This window comes from Massilia sp. P2_C2 (assembly GCF_056404615.1).
On sequence record NZ_JBFUDR010000017.1, the window covers coordinates 25,197 to 39,514 of the forward strand.

Annotated in this window: 11 protein-coding genes; 2 read left to right on the forward strand and 9 right to left on the reverse strand. The window is 61.3% G+C overall.

Annotated elements, in window-relative coordinates; genetic code table 11:
* Positions 1-1,308 carry an efflux RND transporter periplasmic adaptor subunit gene (locus AC1DYX_RS03825; protein WP_477256429.1) on the reverse strand — a complete coding sequence of 436 codons (1,308 nt, stop codon included), beginning with the start codon at positions 1,306-1,308 and terminating at the stop codon, positions 1-3.
* A gap of 208 nt (positions 1,309-1,516) precedes the next feature.
* On the opposite strand from AC1DYX_RS03825, the gene AC1DYX_RS03830 reads away from it, so the two are divergent.
* Positions 1,517-2,140, forward strand: coding sequence for a TetR family transcriptional regulator (locus tag AC1DYX_RS03830; protein ID WP_477256431.1), 624 nt, complete (start codon positions 1,517-1,519; stop codon positions 2,138-2,140).
* 28 nt (positions 2,141-2,168) lie between these two features.
* On the opposite strand, the gene AC1DYX_RS03835 is transcribed toward AC1DYX_RS03830, so the two are convergent.
* The 7 genes from AC1DYX_RS03835 to tssE all read right to left on the reverse strand — a co-directional run bounded on the left by AC1DYX_RS03835 (position 2,169) and on the right by tssE (position 11,382).
* Positions 2,169-2,447 carry a PAAR domain-containing protein gene (locus AC1DYX_RS03835; RefSeq protein ID WP_477256433.1) on the reverse strand — a complete coding sequence of 93 codons (279 nt, stop codon included), beginning with the start codon at positions 2,445-2,447 and terminating at the stop codon, positions 2,169-2,171.
* 639 nt (positions 2,448-3,086) lie between these two features.
* A complete protein-coding gene (locus AC1DYX_RS03840) occupies positions 3,087-3,899 on the reverse strand; it encodes a hypothetical protein (protein ID WP_477256435.1) in 813 nt (270 codons plus the stop codon).
* Positions 3,896-5,323 carry a hypothetical protein gene (locus AC1DYX_RS03845; RefSeq protein ID WP_477256437.1) on the reverse strand — a complete coding sequence of 476 codons (1,428 nt, stop codon included), beginning with the start codon at positions 5,321-5,323 and terminating at the stop codon, positions 3,896-3,898. Before AC1DYX_RS03845 ends, AC1DYX_RS03840 begins: the two co-directional genes overlap by 4 nt.
* 12 nt (positions 5,324-5,335) lie before the next feature.
* Positions 5,336-7,978, reverse strand: a complete 2,643-nt coding sequence (locus tag AC1DYX_RS03850; RefSeq protein WP_477256439.1) for a type VI secretion system Vgr family protein — start codon at positions 7,976-7,978, stop codon at positions 5,336-5,338.
* A 78-nt stretch (positions 7,979-8,056) separates the two neighbouring features.
* A complete protein-coding gene (tssG, locus tag AC1DYX_RS03855) occupies positions 8,057-9,109 on the reverse strand; it encodes a type VI secretion system baseplate subunit TssG (protein ID WP_477256441.1) in 1,053 nt (350 codons plus the stop codon).
* The gene (gene tssF / locus AC1DYX_RS03860; RefSeq protein WP_477256444.1) at positions 9,073-10,893 is read right to left on the reverse strand and encodes a type VI secretion system baseplate subunit TssF; all 1,821 of its coding nucleotides are present in this window, start codon (positions 10,891-10,893) and stop codon (positions 9,073-9,075) included. The genes tssG and tssF overlap by 37 nt, the downstream gene beginning before the upstream one ends.
* Positions 10,894-10,902: 9 nt before the next feature.
* On the reverse strand, positions 10,903-11,382 hold the full coding sequence (gene tssE, locus AC1DYX_RS03865; protein ID WP_477256446.1) for a type VI secretion system baseplate subunit TssE: 480 nt from the start codon (positions 11,380-11,382) through the stop codon (positions 10,903-10,905).
* A 142-nt stretch (positions 11,383-11,524) separates the two neighbouring features.
* On the opposite strand from tssE, the gene tssK reads away from it, so the two are divergent.
* Positions 11,525-12,859, forward strand: coding sequence for a type VI secretion system baseplate subunit TssK (tssK, locus tag AC1DYX_RS03870; RefSeq protein WP_477256448.1), 1,335 nt, complete (start codon positions 11,525-11,527; stop codon positions 12,857-12,859).
* 151 nt (positions 12,860-13,010) lie between these two features.
* Here the strand turns inward: tssK and AC1DYX_RS03875 are convergent.
* Positions 13,011-14,318, reverse strand: a 1,308-nt coding sequence (locus tag AC1DYX_RS03875; RefSeq protein ID WP_477256450.1) for an MFS transporter, incomplete at its 5' end; no start/stop codon positions are given.

A 14,318-nucleotide genomic window follows, 5' to 3' on the forward strand; every position in this document is an offset into this window, starting at 1 on the left:
TCACTGGCGGGTGTTGCCCGTGCCGGCGGCGGTGCGGGCGGCAGGCGCGGCGGCCGCGGCCTGGACACCGGCCGCGCTCGGCTTGGCCACGGGAGCGCCGGCGTTCGCCGGGGCTGCCGGCGCCGCGTCGGGCGTCGCCGTTGGGGTCCAGACGACGGGCTGGACCGGGGTGCCCGGCGGCAGCATCTGCAGCTTCTGGAAGCCGTCGACCATCACCTTCTCGCCTTCCTTCAGGCCAYCCGTGACGACCCAGTTCTCGCCGTTCTGCGACCCGATCTTGACGGTGCGCTGGACCGGCTTGTTGTCTGGACCGATTACCATCAGGGTATCGCCATTCGGGCCGCCACGCGTGACGGCCTGTTGCGGCACGAGGATGCCGGACGGCAGCTCCGCCTGCGCAAGGCGCACGCGCACGTACTGGCCCGGCAGCAGGGCGTTGTCCGGGTTCGCGGCCTGGGCACGGAGCGTGATCTGGCCGCTGGTCGGGTCCACGGTGATGTCCGAGAACAGCAGCTTGCCTTTCTGCGGCAGCGGCGTGCCGTCGTCCAGCACGATGGTCACGGGCACGCTGGAGCCGAACCCTTTGTCGCCCGTGTTCTTGCGCAGGCGCTGCAGTTCGGCGGCGGACTGGGTAATGTTCAGGTACACGTTGTCGGTCTGCTGGATCAGCGCCATCTGCGTCGCCTCGGTGGCGGAGACGAGTGCGCCTTCCGTCACGAGCGCGCGGCCGATGCGGCCCGAGATCGGGGCGTAGACGTTGGCATAGTCATAATTGATCCTGGCGATGCGCACCTGGGCCTTGGCCGAGTTGACGTCGGCCTCGGCCTGCTTCTGCGCGGCCACGGCGTTCGTGAATTCCTGCTTGCTGACGGCCTGGGCTTCGACGAGCGGCTTGTAGCGCTCGACGGTGGCGGCGGTCGACGTCAGGTTCGCCTGGGCACGGCCGAGCGAGGCCTGGGCGGCGTTGAGCTGTGCCTGGTACGGCTCCGGATCGATCTGGAACAACGACTGGCCCTGCTTGACCATGCTGCCCTCGGTGAACATGCGCTTGAGGACGACGCCGTTGACGCGGGCGCGGACCTGGGCCGTACGGATCGCCTCGACGCGGGCCGGCAACTCGGTCTCGAGCGCGACCGGCTGGAACTTCGTGGTGATGACGCCGACTTGCGGCGGCGGCATCTTGGCGCCGGCGGCGCCGGGACCGGCCTGGGCGTTATCCTTGGGGCCGCAGGCGGACAGCATGGCCACGGCCACCAAGGTGCAGGCGGCGATCCTTGTCAGAGTGAGGGAGGAGTGGGCAGAGCGCATTCAATGCTTCCTTCTTGTGGAAAATAGGACAAAACCGATCCGCGGCACTTCCTTGGGAGCAGGGGACGGCCGCCGCGACTGCGGCAGGCGGTCCGGTGCATCCTTTGTGCGGCATCCGGTTCTATCGCTAGCTTTTGGAAAAACCCCGCTATACTATCACGAGTGTATGTTTAATGTTTTCCACCTATAAAAACCGAGAGGATGAACGATGGCCCGCAGAACCAAGGAAGAAGCGGCCGCGACCCGGGACAGCATTTTGGATGCTGCAGAAAAATTGTTCGTGGAACAAGGTGTTTCGCGCACGACGTTGCAGCATATCGCAAGCGCGGCCGGCGTGACGCGCGGCGCCATCTATTGGCATTTCGACGACAAGGGCGCGCTGTTCAACGCGATGATGGAGCGCGCGATCCTGCCGCTGGAGGCCGAGATGCAGGTGCTGGACCAGGCGGAATCCGACGATCCCCTGGTCGACCTGCGCAACTACATGCTGGCCGTGCTGCGCCGGACGGTCGAGGACCCCGGCGCGCGCCGCGTGTTCGAGATCGCGACGTTGAAGGTGGAATTCGTCGGGGAGATGGATGCCGTGCGCCAGCGGCGTCAGCAGAACATGGCCGGCTGGATGAGCCGGGCCGAGGGCCGCATCCGTGCGGCGGCCGAGAAGGGGCTGATCGGCGGTGATGTGGAACCGGATCGTGTGGCGCTGGCGTTGTGGATCATGATCGATGGGTTGATCCGCAACTGGATGTTCGATCCGCAGGGGTTTGATTTACTGCAGATCGGCCAATGCGTGATCGATCCTTATCTGGATGGGTTGCGGGCGGGGCGTGGGTAGTGGCTGGATGCACGGTTTCGCTGTCGTTTCACCCGACCGTTGCCGGCAAGCTCCCGAGCAGCTTGCACCCGCATTCCGTCTTACAGCCCTCGACTGCCACGGGAACGCCGTTGACCGTCAACGTGCTGTGCGCAGTAATGATCTTGTTGACGCCATGCGGTTTGCCGCCGGGGTAGGACTGTGGGCAGTTCACCTGATCGCCGAGCCTGGCGATGGCGCGTCCCCGGATGTCGTGGGTTGGGGAGCCGGTGATCACTGTGCCGCCGTGGTCGGTTTTGTCGCCGACGGTGATGATTTTTAAAGACATTCATATGCCCCTGGAGATTGATGTCGTCAACAGAATATGATCAGCCGACGTGAATATTCAAGTCGATAGTATTTGTTGGCTGCAAGATTTATTTGTCTTTGCGTTCGCGAAAAATTTGATAATGTTTCGCGTTAGTCAAGGATTTGGATGGGTGCGAGGCCAAAGGCTTCCAGATAGTTGTCCTGGAGCGGTAGCGATGGTGCTGCGCCAGTAGCCAGGGCCCACGCTCCGGCGCCCATAAATGTAGGAATTATTAGCGATATTGAGAACATATATCTGGTGCTCTTGACTGCTTCGTTGGTGCGATTTAGACCTCTCAAAATACGATCTCCTGATAGTCACGCATCATTTTGTACATCAAATAGCTCCAGTTTTCGTGGATTCTATGCACGGTAGAAGCTCCAGCGTCCCTCATCCAAAGTGCAATGACCGTCGATGTGCCGTCTGTGCTCGATTGGTCATGAGTAATAGCCCGGCCTGCCAATTTATCAGCTTCCTCGACAAACTAATTGGCCAGAAATCCAGAGAAAATTGTCGTTGCTCCTATTCAGGGTTGGTCACCATCGGATAGTTATATTTGCGTTGACAGGCGTGACCTCGATATTCGGTGTTGGAGGTGACTTCAATTATCCGAAGAATTCAAGCATCATTTTTATGAATTTGGTGTGGTGGCAAACATTTGGGTGGTCGAGATGATATGTCAACATAAACAGGTTTATTTGTTTTTTTTCTTATCTTCATTGGATAGAAGTAAAATACGAGCCATGCTCGTGTGGCCAATCCTAGAAACATCAGGTTTAACGGGGTCGCAAAAATGGCTAAAAATACATGAATGAATGGAACTCCAATAAACTGCGATAACGACGTCGCAATGGGTGTCAAAGAAAATGCGGCGATTCCTGAGAGAGTGAAATATTTGGAGTTCGGAAATTGTTTAAATTTTAGTAATTTTTCGACAATTTGTTTATCTGCTTGTTGCGAGTAGTAGAAGGCGGATGGTTCTTCGGCGTAAATGCAATAGAATAATTTTTTGTCGAAATAAATGATTCTGTAGATGTGTACAAAGCGAAGGCACCATCTTGCTGTTAATGTGCACTCTAGCCCAATGAGGGTGAGGCGAGCGAATATTGGTAATGAACTATATTGTGCGATGCATAGAACAGGGTATATGCCGAGTATTGAGGCACTGCTCAACGAAAGAATCCCAGTGCCGAAGTATTTGCTCTCCCAATTCCAGTGGAATATATATGGAATTGGAAATGCAATAATTGCGGAAAATGCGATTCCCAAGCCAAGCAGTCCGAGGTAGTTGTCGTGGAGTGCTTGGTTTGGTGCCGCTCCGATAGCTAGAGCCCAAGCTCCACACCCCATGACTAGTGGAATAAAGAGGGAAATTGTAAAAATAAACCTTGTGCTCTTAGCCGCACTATTGATGGAGTCCAGGTCTCTCAAAATATAATCTCCTGATAGTCTCTTGTCATTTTGTGCATCAAATAGCTCCAGTTTTGATGTAGCCGTTCCATAACTGAATTTCCGGATTCTCGCATCCAATGTGCAATAATCGAAGCTGTGCCATCCGTGTTCGATTGGTCATGAGTGATGGTGCGGCCAACTAGTTTATCGGCGGATTCGATCAGGTAATTCACAATAAATCCGGCACCTATTGTTATCGCGCCGATGGCAATGATGGGTATTGCTGCTCCAAAAGAAATCATCACGAGCCATACGGCTATGGCAACGACTAGCGTTGTAGCTGCTGCCGCCAAGATTGTCTTGATTGTTGAGGTGATTAATGCTGCGGCCAAGTCGTAGCCGTCTTTTTGGGCGTCGTCTTTCCACTCTGTAATCGCAGTGGCTGTTCCGAAAATGAAACTTACCAATGCGGTTTTTTCAAATGTTCCTGCTATACCTTTTAGCGTCGCGCCAAATGTACTTGTGGTCTTACCCGCCCCRGCAAAGATGGCCATGATGCGGTCATGGCCTGGCCCAAACCCACCTCGGCCAAAAACAGTATTGCTATTGCTAAAGCCGGAAAAATAAAATCTCACTTTGCCTCGGACGAAGTGGACCTGCGCTTTCACGAGTTTGAAACCCTGGCTTGTCCTGCCATCTAAGCTGGCGCGTAGCCATTCCCAGTTATCCTTGATGTAGGCGCCCGTGCCCGAAATTTGTCCCCAGATCCAATTCCTAGTGGCAACGTGATTTGGGTCTATATCTGAGAGTCCAGAATGATCGCCGCCTTTTTTGAAGAACTCCGCAATATGTGCTGGCATACCTTCAACTTGTCCATCGATAACGCAAACGACTGGGCAAGAAAAGTCAGAGGCGTGTGCGGGTCTCGGCTTTTCTGCGGCTATGACGGGCTTTGACGCTGTCAATCCGTGCGGTTCGCTGCGAAGAGGTTGACGCATTGTTTTCTTCGGAGTCGTGAGGCCACTTGTGTCACCGCCAATGGAGATTATTATCGGAGCTGGCTTCTCTTTGGGGACGTCGGTATAGGTCTGACTGTCCCATGCTTTTGGTTCAACTTTATATACAACTCGCCCATCTAAACTGAGTACGAGTGCACCACGGAAATTTCGACTTACCCAAACATGAAATCGCTCGCCATCCTTAAACGTTACCTTTCCATGTCTCGACGCATGGACAATTTTTTTGTCTCGAGGATTGTAAAAGTCCGATTCCGTCGACTCCAGCGTGTAAGTCTTTCCATTGTCAAGTTGAATATCGAAAACTACATCCCGATGTTTTCGTAATATCACCTTCAGCTTGTCGGTACCGCCGCCAATCCAGCACTGGACCGTTTCGCCGGGAAGGTCAATGCAATGCTCCTGAACCACCAGATCGTTATCGCTGGTTTTGCTTTCTGTCGTCATCGCTCACCTCGACTATTTCCGTTTGATTTGCTCGGCGCGGAATGATCCGCGCGACACATTGCTGAGGATCGTTTTGCCTACTCCGTCCAGTGTGCTGTCGTGTTGCTGCCCGTCCCACGCGTGCGTTTGAATCGGATCATGCTGCAACGGGTTGTCGTCTGCGTCCACGTATTCCAGGTGCAGGTCGCGCTTGACGCTGACGTCAACCACATCGCCTTTCAAATCCGGTGCGGCCATGCTTTTCGCGGGATCAAGATGGTGCGAGGCGGCGTGGGCGGTGAACGTGCCAGTGGTTCCACATTCGATGCCGCCAGCACTGAATTTTGCATAGCTGCCCCCGCCATTGATCACGATGTCTTCCTTGGCGCTGATCACGATCCGGTTGGCGGTCTGGGTAATGTTCAGCTTGGCAAGAAGATTGACGCTATCGCTTAGTGCCTTCACGTCGATATCGCCGGAAGCGGCGATCAGCTTCATCCCGGCCTGTTGCACGAATAGACGGATTGCTTGACGAATGCTTGCAAAGAACCCATCCCCGGCTGCGATGGAAACGCTCTTGCCGGTCGTGATGGCCGTGTTCAAATCGCTGGCGATATGCGTCGATTGCGCAGTGGTGCTTGCGATGCCGGCTGGGCTGGCCAGGACCAGATGCGGCTGGGCGAGTTCCGGAAAGCTGTCCTTGCCGGAAGCGCCGCCCTCGATCTCCTTGCCCTGCGCCTGTAGAAAGGTGGCAACGCCGGCCTGGTTGTCGCCGGGTTCTTGCGCCCCGTTCTTCTGTGCAACGTCACCCAGGCGTTGATGCAACTCGGCCGCCGCGGTAAGTCGGTGGCAGGTTTCGCCCATGTCCTTGATCGGCCCGCGTCCCGCCTGCCTGGCCTCCGTCGTGATCAAGATGCCCTGGGCAGCCCGCGCCACACCGTGTCCATCGGTTCGCAGCTCCCAACCTTCACCACGTGCATCCTTGCGTCCGCCGGTGTCTTCGATGCGGGTGATATGCCCGAGCGACAATTGACTGCACTGATGATCGCTCTTCAGCTGCACCTGGATCTTGCCCGGGGTATCGTCCAACACAAGATGATTGCCACGCCGGCCGCCTTTATCTGCCCCTAATTCGCGACTGCGCAAGCCGCTCAAAGCCCGCTGCTCGGGCAACCGCCACGGCGGCATATGCGTGTAGTTATGCAGCGCCCCCAGAATCACCGGATGATCGATATTCCCGTCGAGGAAGACAACCGCCACTTCCTCGCCAACCCGCGGCAACCGGATATGCCCGAATTCGCGCCCCGCACCCGGCGACATGACGCGCAGCCACGAAGAACTGTTCTCGTCGTAGTTGCCCAGCCTGTCCCAGTGGAACTGGACTTTCACACGCCCGTAGCCATCCGTATGGATCTCGGCACCTTCCGGCCCGACCACGATGGCCGTCTGGATGCCGGGATAGGTGCACGCCTGGCTGTTGTAGTGGCGGCCCGGGCGCCAAAGGATATCCTTGCGCACGCAGCGGAACGTGTTCTCGTAGTTCGAGGGCGCACCCGGCCCGGCCTGGTAGTTGTTGCTGGCCTCGTGGTCGACGGACAGGATCAGGTAATGGCGGTCGCGGATGCTGGGCTTGGCCAGTTCGCCGCGCTTGGGCGCGCGCAGCGCGGCGCTGAAGTGCCCGCCGAGCTTGAAAAAGCGCCCCGGCTGGGCCGTACGGTCATTGCCCCGGGCTTCGTAATATTGTCTGTGCGCGTCGCGCTCGCCCATGCGCCGGTAGGCGAGCCGTTCGCCTTCGTCACGGATGCGGAAACCGTACGAACCCGTGTTTTCGTACACCTCGTACGGATAGACGTCGCCCTGTTCGTTCAGCGATTCCACGCTCGACCGCTGCACGACCGGATTCTTGTAGTCGAAGCTGGCCAATGTTACCCGGCCGGAGCCGAGCCGGCGCACGGCACGCCATTCGCGAATGCCATCGTCTTCGAGCGACCCCGCCTTGTCACGGAACGGGATGGTTCCCGAATCGTCGATGCCGCTCGGATCGATGGGCCGCACGAGCGTACTCCTGTCGTAGAGCCAGAGCGTGTGACCGTCTTCCCGGTGCTCGTAGTGATACGCCAGGCCGAGCGCTTCCCAGCGGCGGTGCAGATGGTTGTAGTCGGTTTCGTCGTACTGGTTCGCGCAGGTCATGCGCGGATCGGCGTCGATGACGTAGGTGCGCCAGTCGGCCTGGCGGTAATGGGCGAACGTGAGTTCGGTCAGTTCGATGACGCTCTTGCCGTGAAACGAGACGTTGTCCTTGCGCAGTTTGGCGAATGCCAACCAGGGCTCGAGCACCATGTGATAGAACGCGAAGCCGCCGTCGGCGCGCAGAAAGCGGAATTCGGTGACGTAGCCGTTGAAGTGGCGCAGCGAGCCGTCTTCGCGCACGAGGGAGATCGTCACCATCCTGCCCATCATGGCCTTCAGCGGAATCTGGGCGTCGTCCGATAACAGTTCGGCGTCGACACGGAAGCAGCGCGAGACTTCCTCGTGTACGCGTAACCGGTTCGGCAAAAGAATGCGGTCGGGTCCATCGTCGCGGGGAAAGTGCATGCGCAGCAGGCGGTCGTGCTGCGCATCGAAGCTGAACACCGACCGCGCGGCGCCCGCCGCGATCGCCTGGCTGTCGAACATGAGTCTCCTCCGATGGTGGATCAGGGATACGATGCCAACAGGTAAGGTACTCAACCGGGTGACGGATAATCTTGATGATCAGCAAGAAGGCGACGTCAACTTGAGGACGGCCCGTATATCCGCCCGGCTCGCCTTCCCCGCAGTAACGGTCAGGAATGAATTCAACCCGAGCCGCTTCCGATCCGGCCCCTTGGTCGCCAGGGTCAGTGGCTTGAGGCAGGGCTCGTCCAGCAGGAGCCTGAGTTCGTACTGCACGCCAGGCACGGCAAACAGCCTGACCATCTCCTTCAGCGCGGCGTGGGAGCGGCCATGCGGCAGGAAAGCCTTCGCCTGTTCCTCGTCCAGTGGACCGATATGCAGCCGGACCCGCAAGTCGTTGCGCCATGCGCGCGCGCCCAGGACGGCGCCGAAGCCGAGGGTGGGAGCGGTGAGGCCCAGCGTGCTGCGGATCTTCGCCGGTAGCGGATCCCAGGCGCCGACGAATTCCTCGACGCGGACAGGGACGCCAAAATAATCGCGCAGCACGCGTTCCACCGTCGAGGCGGCGACCGGGCGCGTCCTGAGCAGCCCGGCATAGTAGCCGTCGACTTCCGCGGGAATCGATGCATAGGACCGTGTTGGTCCGAAACTGGCCGGGCGGAGCCCGCCCAGGGCGCTCAGCAGGGGGAGCAGGTCGTCCCGGGCGCGCGTGTCCAGGCTGTGCTCCACACGGTATTTGCCCCATGCTTCATAGAACAGGCCGACGGCCCGATTCGAGAACAGATCGATGAACGGTTTCCAGCTCTCGTCCACGTCCAGGCCTGTCCTGGCGGCTGCCCGTTCGGTGTCGTTCAAGGGCAGGGCACCGCTTGCGCCCAGCAGTCCGATGAACGCCGGTGTGATGTGGATGCGGGGTGCCCCGGCGGTGTCGCCCGGATCGACCTGCATGCTCTCGATTTCGCTGGCGGGAAACGCCAGCGACAGGCTGTTACGAAAGCGCAGCACCCGGCCGAATGCCTGGGTGTAGGGGATGCCCTGCTGGCGCAGCATCCGCACCAGGATATTCAGCAGTTGCGCGAACCGGTACCGGTATGGCGCCGCGCGCAGGTGCTCGATCATGACAGCGGCATGCTGCCGCTTCTCGGTGTGCATCGGAACAGCTCCTCTCCGGACTGGTGTGACAGGATCACGAGCTCGATAAAACTGTTCATCTGGACGTACAGCGCAAAGAACTGGTCGATGACCTGTACGAACAGGTGCAGGCCGGCGCCGACGAAGGCCTCTTCGTCGATCGTCAGGCGAACTTCGGTCCCGTGCGCCAGCGACGGTCCGCGTTTGTGCCGGATCCAGGCCGTGGCCTCGGCATGGTCGAGCGCGACGATGCCGGCGATCTGCCGCCGCGATACCGCCGATCCGATGAAGTCGTACAAGGCCAGCATCTCGCGCAGCCCGTCCGCGCCTTCCGTGGCGAGCGCGTGGTGGTTGAGCGTCAGGTGCGAGATCAGGCGCCAGTGGGCACCCTGGCCGTTGGCCAGGCGATGGGGACGCGTGGGCCTGCGCAGGAAGCGGATCGCCGCGCCCTCGGTGGCGCCCGGGATGGTCAGGTCGCCACCGCTCGCGCCGCATTTCAACAGGCAGGGCAGGTCCCGGTTCGTGCAGGTGAGGTCGAGCGACAGCGTGATTTTCTCGAGCGCGAGCGGCGCGCCGTCGATGTCGACGAGCGAGATGACTTTTTCATGGCCCGGGCTGGTGGCTGCCAGCGTGTCGTCATGGCGCAGTATCCAGTAGCGGCCCTTGCGTGCATCGCTGTCGCCGTGGCGCAGCGAATAGAAGGGGCGGAATTCGACCGGTTCGACCTCCTTGCCCAACTGCCGCACCATGTGGACCCGGTCGACCGAATATACCTCGTACGCCGACGCATCGGCGAAATGCGCCAGTACGGCATAGTCGGCCGTCTGCTGGCTGTAGTCGATCGGGACGCCCGGCTGCCTGAACAGATTGACGGCCGGGGTGCAACCCGGGAGCAGGCTTTGTGTCGACAGCCCGGCAAGCATCCTCGCCTCGTCCGAGCCCGGCGGTATTCCCGTCATCCCCAGGTGCAGCGTGAAGCAGGTGCAATCGGCCGGGAGTCGTGCGCGGAGTGCGGCCAGGTCGATATCGACGAAGTTGAATTTTTCTGGAAAGGCGAAGTACTCGGCAAGAACGCGATAGGCGCGGTGCGAGCGGGCGTCGAACGGGATCAGGGCGTCATCGTCTGCAAAGCCGACCGCTGCGATCGGTAGCGCGGCGAGCGGTATCCATGCGCCGTCTGCGCCTGTCTGGACGTATGCCCTTGCTGTGCGCATGAACAGCGCATCGCGTAGCGCGGCGCAGAACGAAGCGTCGCCGTCGAGATAGACCCGGAGCGGCGCTGTCGTTGCAGTAACGGGCGCCGTGGATTCGAACCCGATGCCGATGGCCGCCGTCACGCCGGGCGCCAGCCTGGTCGAGGACGGCGCGCGGATGACCGCGTCGAACCGGGCAGAGACAATGGTGGCCGGCGACGGCGTGACATCGTAGGCGGTCTGGAACCTGCAGTTCACACCACGGACCGCTGCGGATTCGAGCAAAGTGCCGCGCGGGTGGCTCCTGGTGCTGCCGTCGGGGGCAGGCAGAAAGCGCACGATCGCGCATGAGGGGAACGGCCTCAGGAAGTGTGGAAACAGCAGGTTGAGCAGCGCCTCCGTGAATTGCGGATAGGTATCGTCCAGGCGTTTCGACACCCGCGCGCACAGCAGGGCGACGGACTGGATCAGGCGTTCGACGTGCGGGTCGTCGCACGCTTCTCCGCCGAGCTGCAGCTTGGCCGCGACCTTGGGATAGCGCTCGGCGTATTCGCGGCACAGCTGCCGCATCGTGACGAGCTCGCGTTCATATTGTGCAAACAATTCGTCCATGATGTGTGCCTAAGGGGTGTTGCGTACGCTCTGGATCGAATAGCGCTGCAGGGACGGCTGGAACACGGCATTGAATTGCATCGGATCGGCCACGGGCGCGTTTTTTAGTTCTGCGGTGATCACGAAGTCGACGCGGTTGATGGCGTCTTTCCGGGGCTGCAGCGTCGCCGTCACCTTGTGCAGCCTCGGCTCATGTCGCTCGATCGCCAGCCGGACGGCGGTGCAGATGCGCTGCTGGTCCGTGTCGCTTGTCAAGCACATGCCGGCGAAGTCGATCAGGCCGTAGTTCACCACGGATGCGCCGACCTGCGGATAGCCGTCCAGCGCATCGGGAAGCAGGGCCGAGCGCGTGTTGAGGAGCGCTTCCAGGTCGCGCGTGATGCTCTCCTTCCACGCGTCGCTTTTCCTGGCGGGCGCACGGAATCGGCCGAGTGACGTGTCGTCATCGGCATCCAGACGGTCGAACAAGCCTGGCGTGAAACTCTGCATGCTGGTTTCCTTTCAAGCGGTCTTGAAGCAGAGGCAGCGCCATTATTCCCGTGTGGCAGCGAACAAAGTTGCGTCAGATCAACAATTTTAGGCGCAATGCCCGCCATGCTTTCTGAAATCGACATGGATCGGGGAGGTAACGATGAGCCTGGGAGCGAAGATCTTGTGGTCCGAAGGGCTGACGCTGGGGCCCCAGCATTTCCAACGGCAGGACATGTATCACGAGACGCGGCYGCTCAGGATGGCCTCGGCTCTCAATCCGAACTTCTGGGGCGTCCGGCAGTTGCAATGGAATATGGATGGGCTCGGCCATAACCTGCTCGAAGCCCAGGCGATGTCACTGATCTTCCAGGACGGGGCCGTGTATGAAGCACCTGCGACAGACCTGTTGCCGCTCCCGATCGGCCTTGCGCAGCTGCCCCAGGAACTCAATACCTTCACCATCTACGCCGCGCTGCCGACCATCCGGCCCCATGGCGCGAATGCGGAGGAGGGCGGCCGCTACGCGCTGGCGGCGTCCGAAACCTCCGACCTGTTCAGTGACGCGGTGCCGATCGACGTACCTTTCCTGAAGAAGCGCGTCCGGCTGCTTGCGCATGTCGAGCCGCGGGATGGGCATGTCAGCTTTCCCGTGCTGCGCATTCATCGCGACCCGCGCGGCGGCTTCGTCGAGGATCCGACCTTCGTTCCCCCGTGCGTGGCCATCGATGCGGCCAGGCCCCTGCAGCAACTGCTCGACGGCTTGATGAGCGCACTCTCGGCCAGGATCGCCTCGCTGCATGCCGCGCACAGGAAAACGAATGCATCCACGTTCGAGGTCCACGCCGGCGACATCACGTCATGGTGGATGCTGAACATCATCAGCACGGCGAACGCCTCGCTGCAGCATTGCGCGCGCGCCAAGGTGCAGCATCCCGAGGTGCTGTACGAGAAGCTGCTCGCACTCGCGGGCGGATTGATGACCTTTTCGGACAAGCATGCGGCGGCGGACCTGCCGGCCTACGTGCATGCCGACCCCGGCGTCACGTTCGCGCAGCTCGACGCCATGATCCGGGACCTGGTCGATACCGTCATCGCGGCCCGATACTTCACCATTCCCCTCATCGCCGAGGACAACCGCCGGACGCATTTCCGCGGCGCGCTCGATGTATCGAAACTCACGCAGGATACGCAGTTGTGCCTGGCGGTCAGCGCCGACATGCCGGCGCTCGAGCTGGTATCCGCCGTGCCGGTCCGCTTCAAGATCGGCTCACCCGACGACATCGAGCGCATCGTGGTATCGGCGCTCCCCGGTATCACGCTGACGCACATGCCCCAGGTGCCGGCCGCGGTGCCGGTCCGGCCCGATACGTATTACTTCTCGCTGTCGACCAGGAATGGGCTCTACGAGAATGCGCTGAAAGCACAGGCGATCGCGATCTATGCCCCGGATGGGATGCGTGAACTGAAAATCGAGCTGATCGCCTTTACACAGTAAGAACCGATTTCGGCAGGTAGGATGGGCACCCCGTGCCCACCCTACCTCCTCAATTGCGGCTCTGCGCCGAAAGGTTCACCAACCCTCAGCGTAACCCGCGTCCGTTGAGGTTGGTAGGTCAATACATTCTGTCTACCTTGCTGGGCCGCTTTCAGTCCCGCGCGCGCCGGTGCAGGCGCGCAAAGCTGGTGGCGGCGCCCAGCAGGGCGATGGCCGCCGCAGCAGCGAGGGCATACGCGGTGCCGTGGCGCTCCGACAGCACGAGGCAGCCGGCCACCAGCGCGGCGCCGCAGGCCTGGCCCGTCAGGCGCGCCGTGGCGACGATGCCGCTTGCGCCGCCGGCCCGCTCGCGCGGCGCGCTGCCCATGATTGCCTTCATGTTCGGCGCCTGGAACAGCCCGAACCCGGCGCCGCAGACGGCCATGCGCCACGCGATGCCGACGGCGCCGGTCGTTGCCGGCATCCACAGCAGCGCCAGCATGCCGCCGCACAGGGTCAACAGGCCGATCCCGGCCAGCAGGCCGGAGGCATAGCGGTCGGACAGGCGTCCGGCGACGGGGCCCGTGATCGCCACCAGCACGGGCCAGGGCGTCAGCAGGAAACCCGTCTCGACCGGCGAACGGCCGAGCACCTGCTCGAAGTGGAAGGGCAGGGCGACGAAGGCCAGGCTCTGGACGGCGAACGTGCACACGGCCGTCAGCGCCGACAGCGCGAACAGCGGCCGGGCCAGCAGGTCGGTCGGCAGGATCGGCGCCGCTTGGTCGCGCTGGCGCCGCAGCAGCAGCGCAAAACACGCGACCGCGCCCGCGGCTTCCAGCCCCAGCCGCGCCGGCGCCGCACCGTGTGCCGCATCGTCCAGCAGCAGGATCAGCAGGCCGAACGCGCCGACGTTGCACAGCGCGGCGCCGGCGTCGAAGCCATATCCGGCAGGGGCATTGTCGGGCAGGACGCGGCGCGCCAGCAGGAAGGCGGCCGTGCCGATCGGTACGTTGATGGCGAACAGCCATGGCCACGACGCCAGCGCCAGGATCAGCGACGACAGCGTGGGACCGACGGCGAACGCCACCGCCACCACCAGCGCGTTCAGGCCGAACCCCTGGCCCTGCAGGCGCGCCGGATAGATGGCGCGCATCATGGCCGTGGTCACGCCCATCAGGGCACTGGCGCCGAGGCCTTGCAGCAGGCGCGCGCCCACGAGCAGCGGCAGGTTCCACGCGAGCGCGCAGAACAGCGACGCCAGCGTGAACAGCGCGAGCCCGGCCGTGGCAACGCGCCGGTAGCCGATGCGTTCTCCCAGCGCCGCGAACGGCAGCAAGGTGGCGACCATCGCCAGTTGATAGATGTTGACGATCCAGACGGACGCGGCGGCCCCGGCCTGGAGCTGGCGCGCCAGTTCGGGCAGGGCCGTGTTGGCGATCGCCGTATCGAGCGACGCCATCGACACGCCCGTCATCAGCGC

Bases quoted from the DNA above. Each gene is read 5' to 3' on its own strand.
- AC1DYX_RS03835 (WP_477256433.1), bottom strand. From the start codon at position 2,447: ATGTCTTTAAAAATCATCACCGTCGGCGACAAAACCGACCACGGCGGC.
- tssG (WP_477256441.1), bottom strand. From the start codon at position 9,109: ATGCACACCGAGAAGCGGCAGCATGCCGCTGTCATGATCGAGCACCTG.
- AC1DYX_RS03850 (WP_477256439.1), bottom strand. From the start codon at position 7,978: ATGTTCGACAGCCAGGCGATCGCGGCGGGCGCCGCGCGGTCGGTGTTC.
- tssF (WP_477256444.1), bottom strand. From the start codon at position 10,893: ATGGACGAATTGTTTGCACAATATGAACGCGAGCTCGTCACGATGCGG.
- AC1DYX_RS03830 (WP_477256431.1), top strand. From the start codon at position 1,517: ATGGCCCGCAGAACCAAGGAAGAAGCGGCCGCGACCCGGGACAGCATT.
- tssE (WP_477256446.1), bottom strand. From the start codon at position 11,382: ATGCAGAGTTTCACGCCAGGCTTGTTCGACCGTCTGGATGCCGATGAC.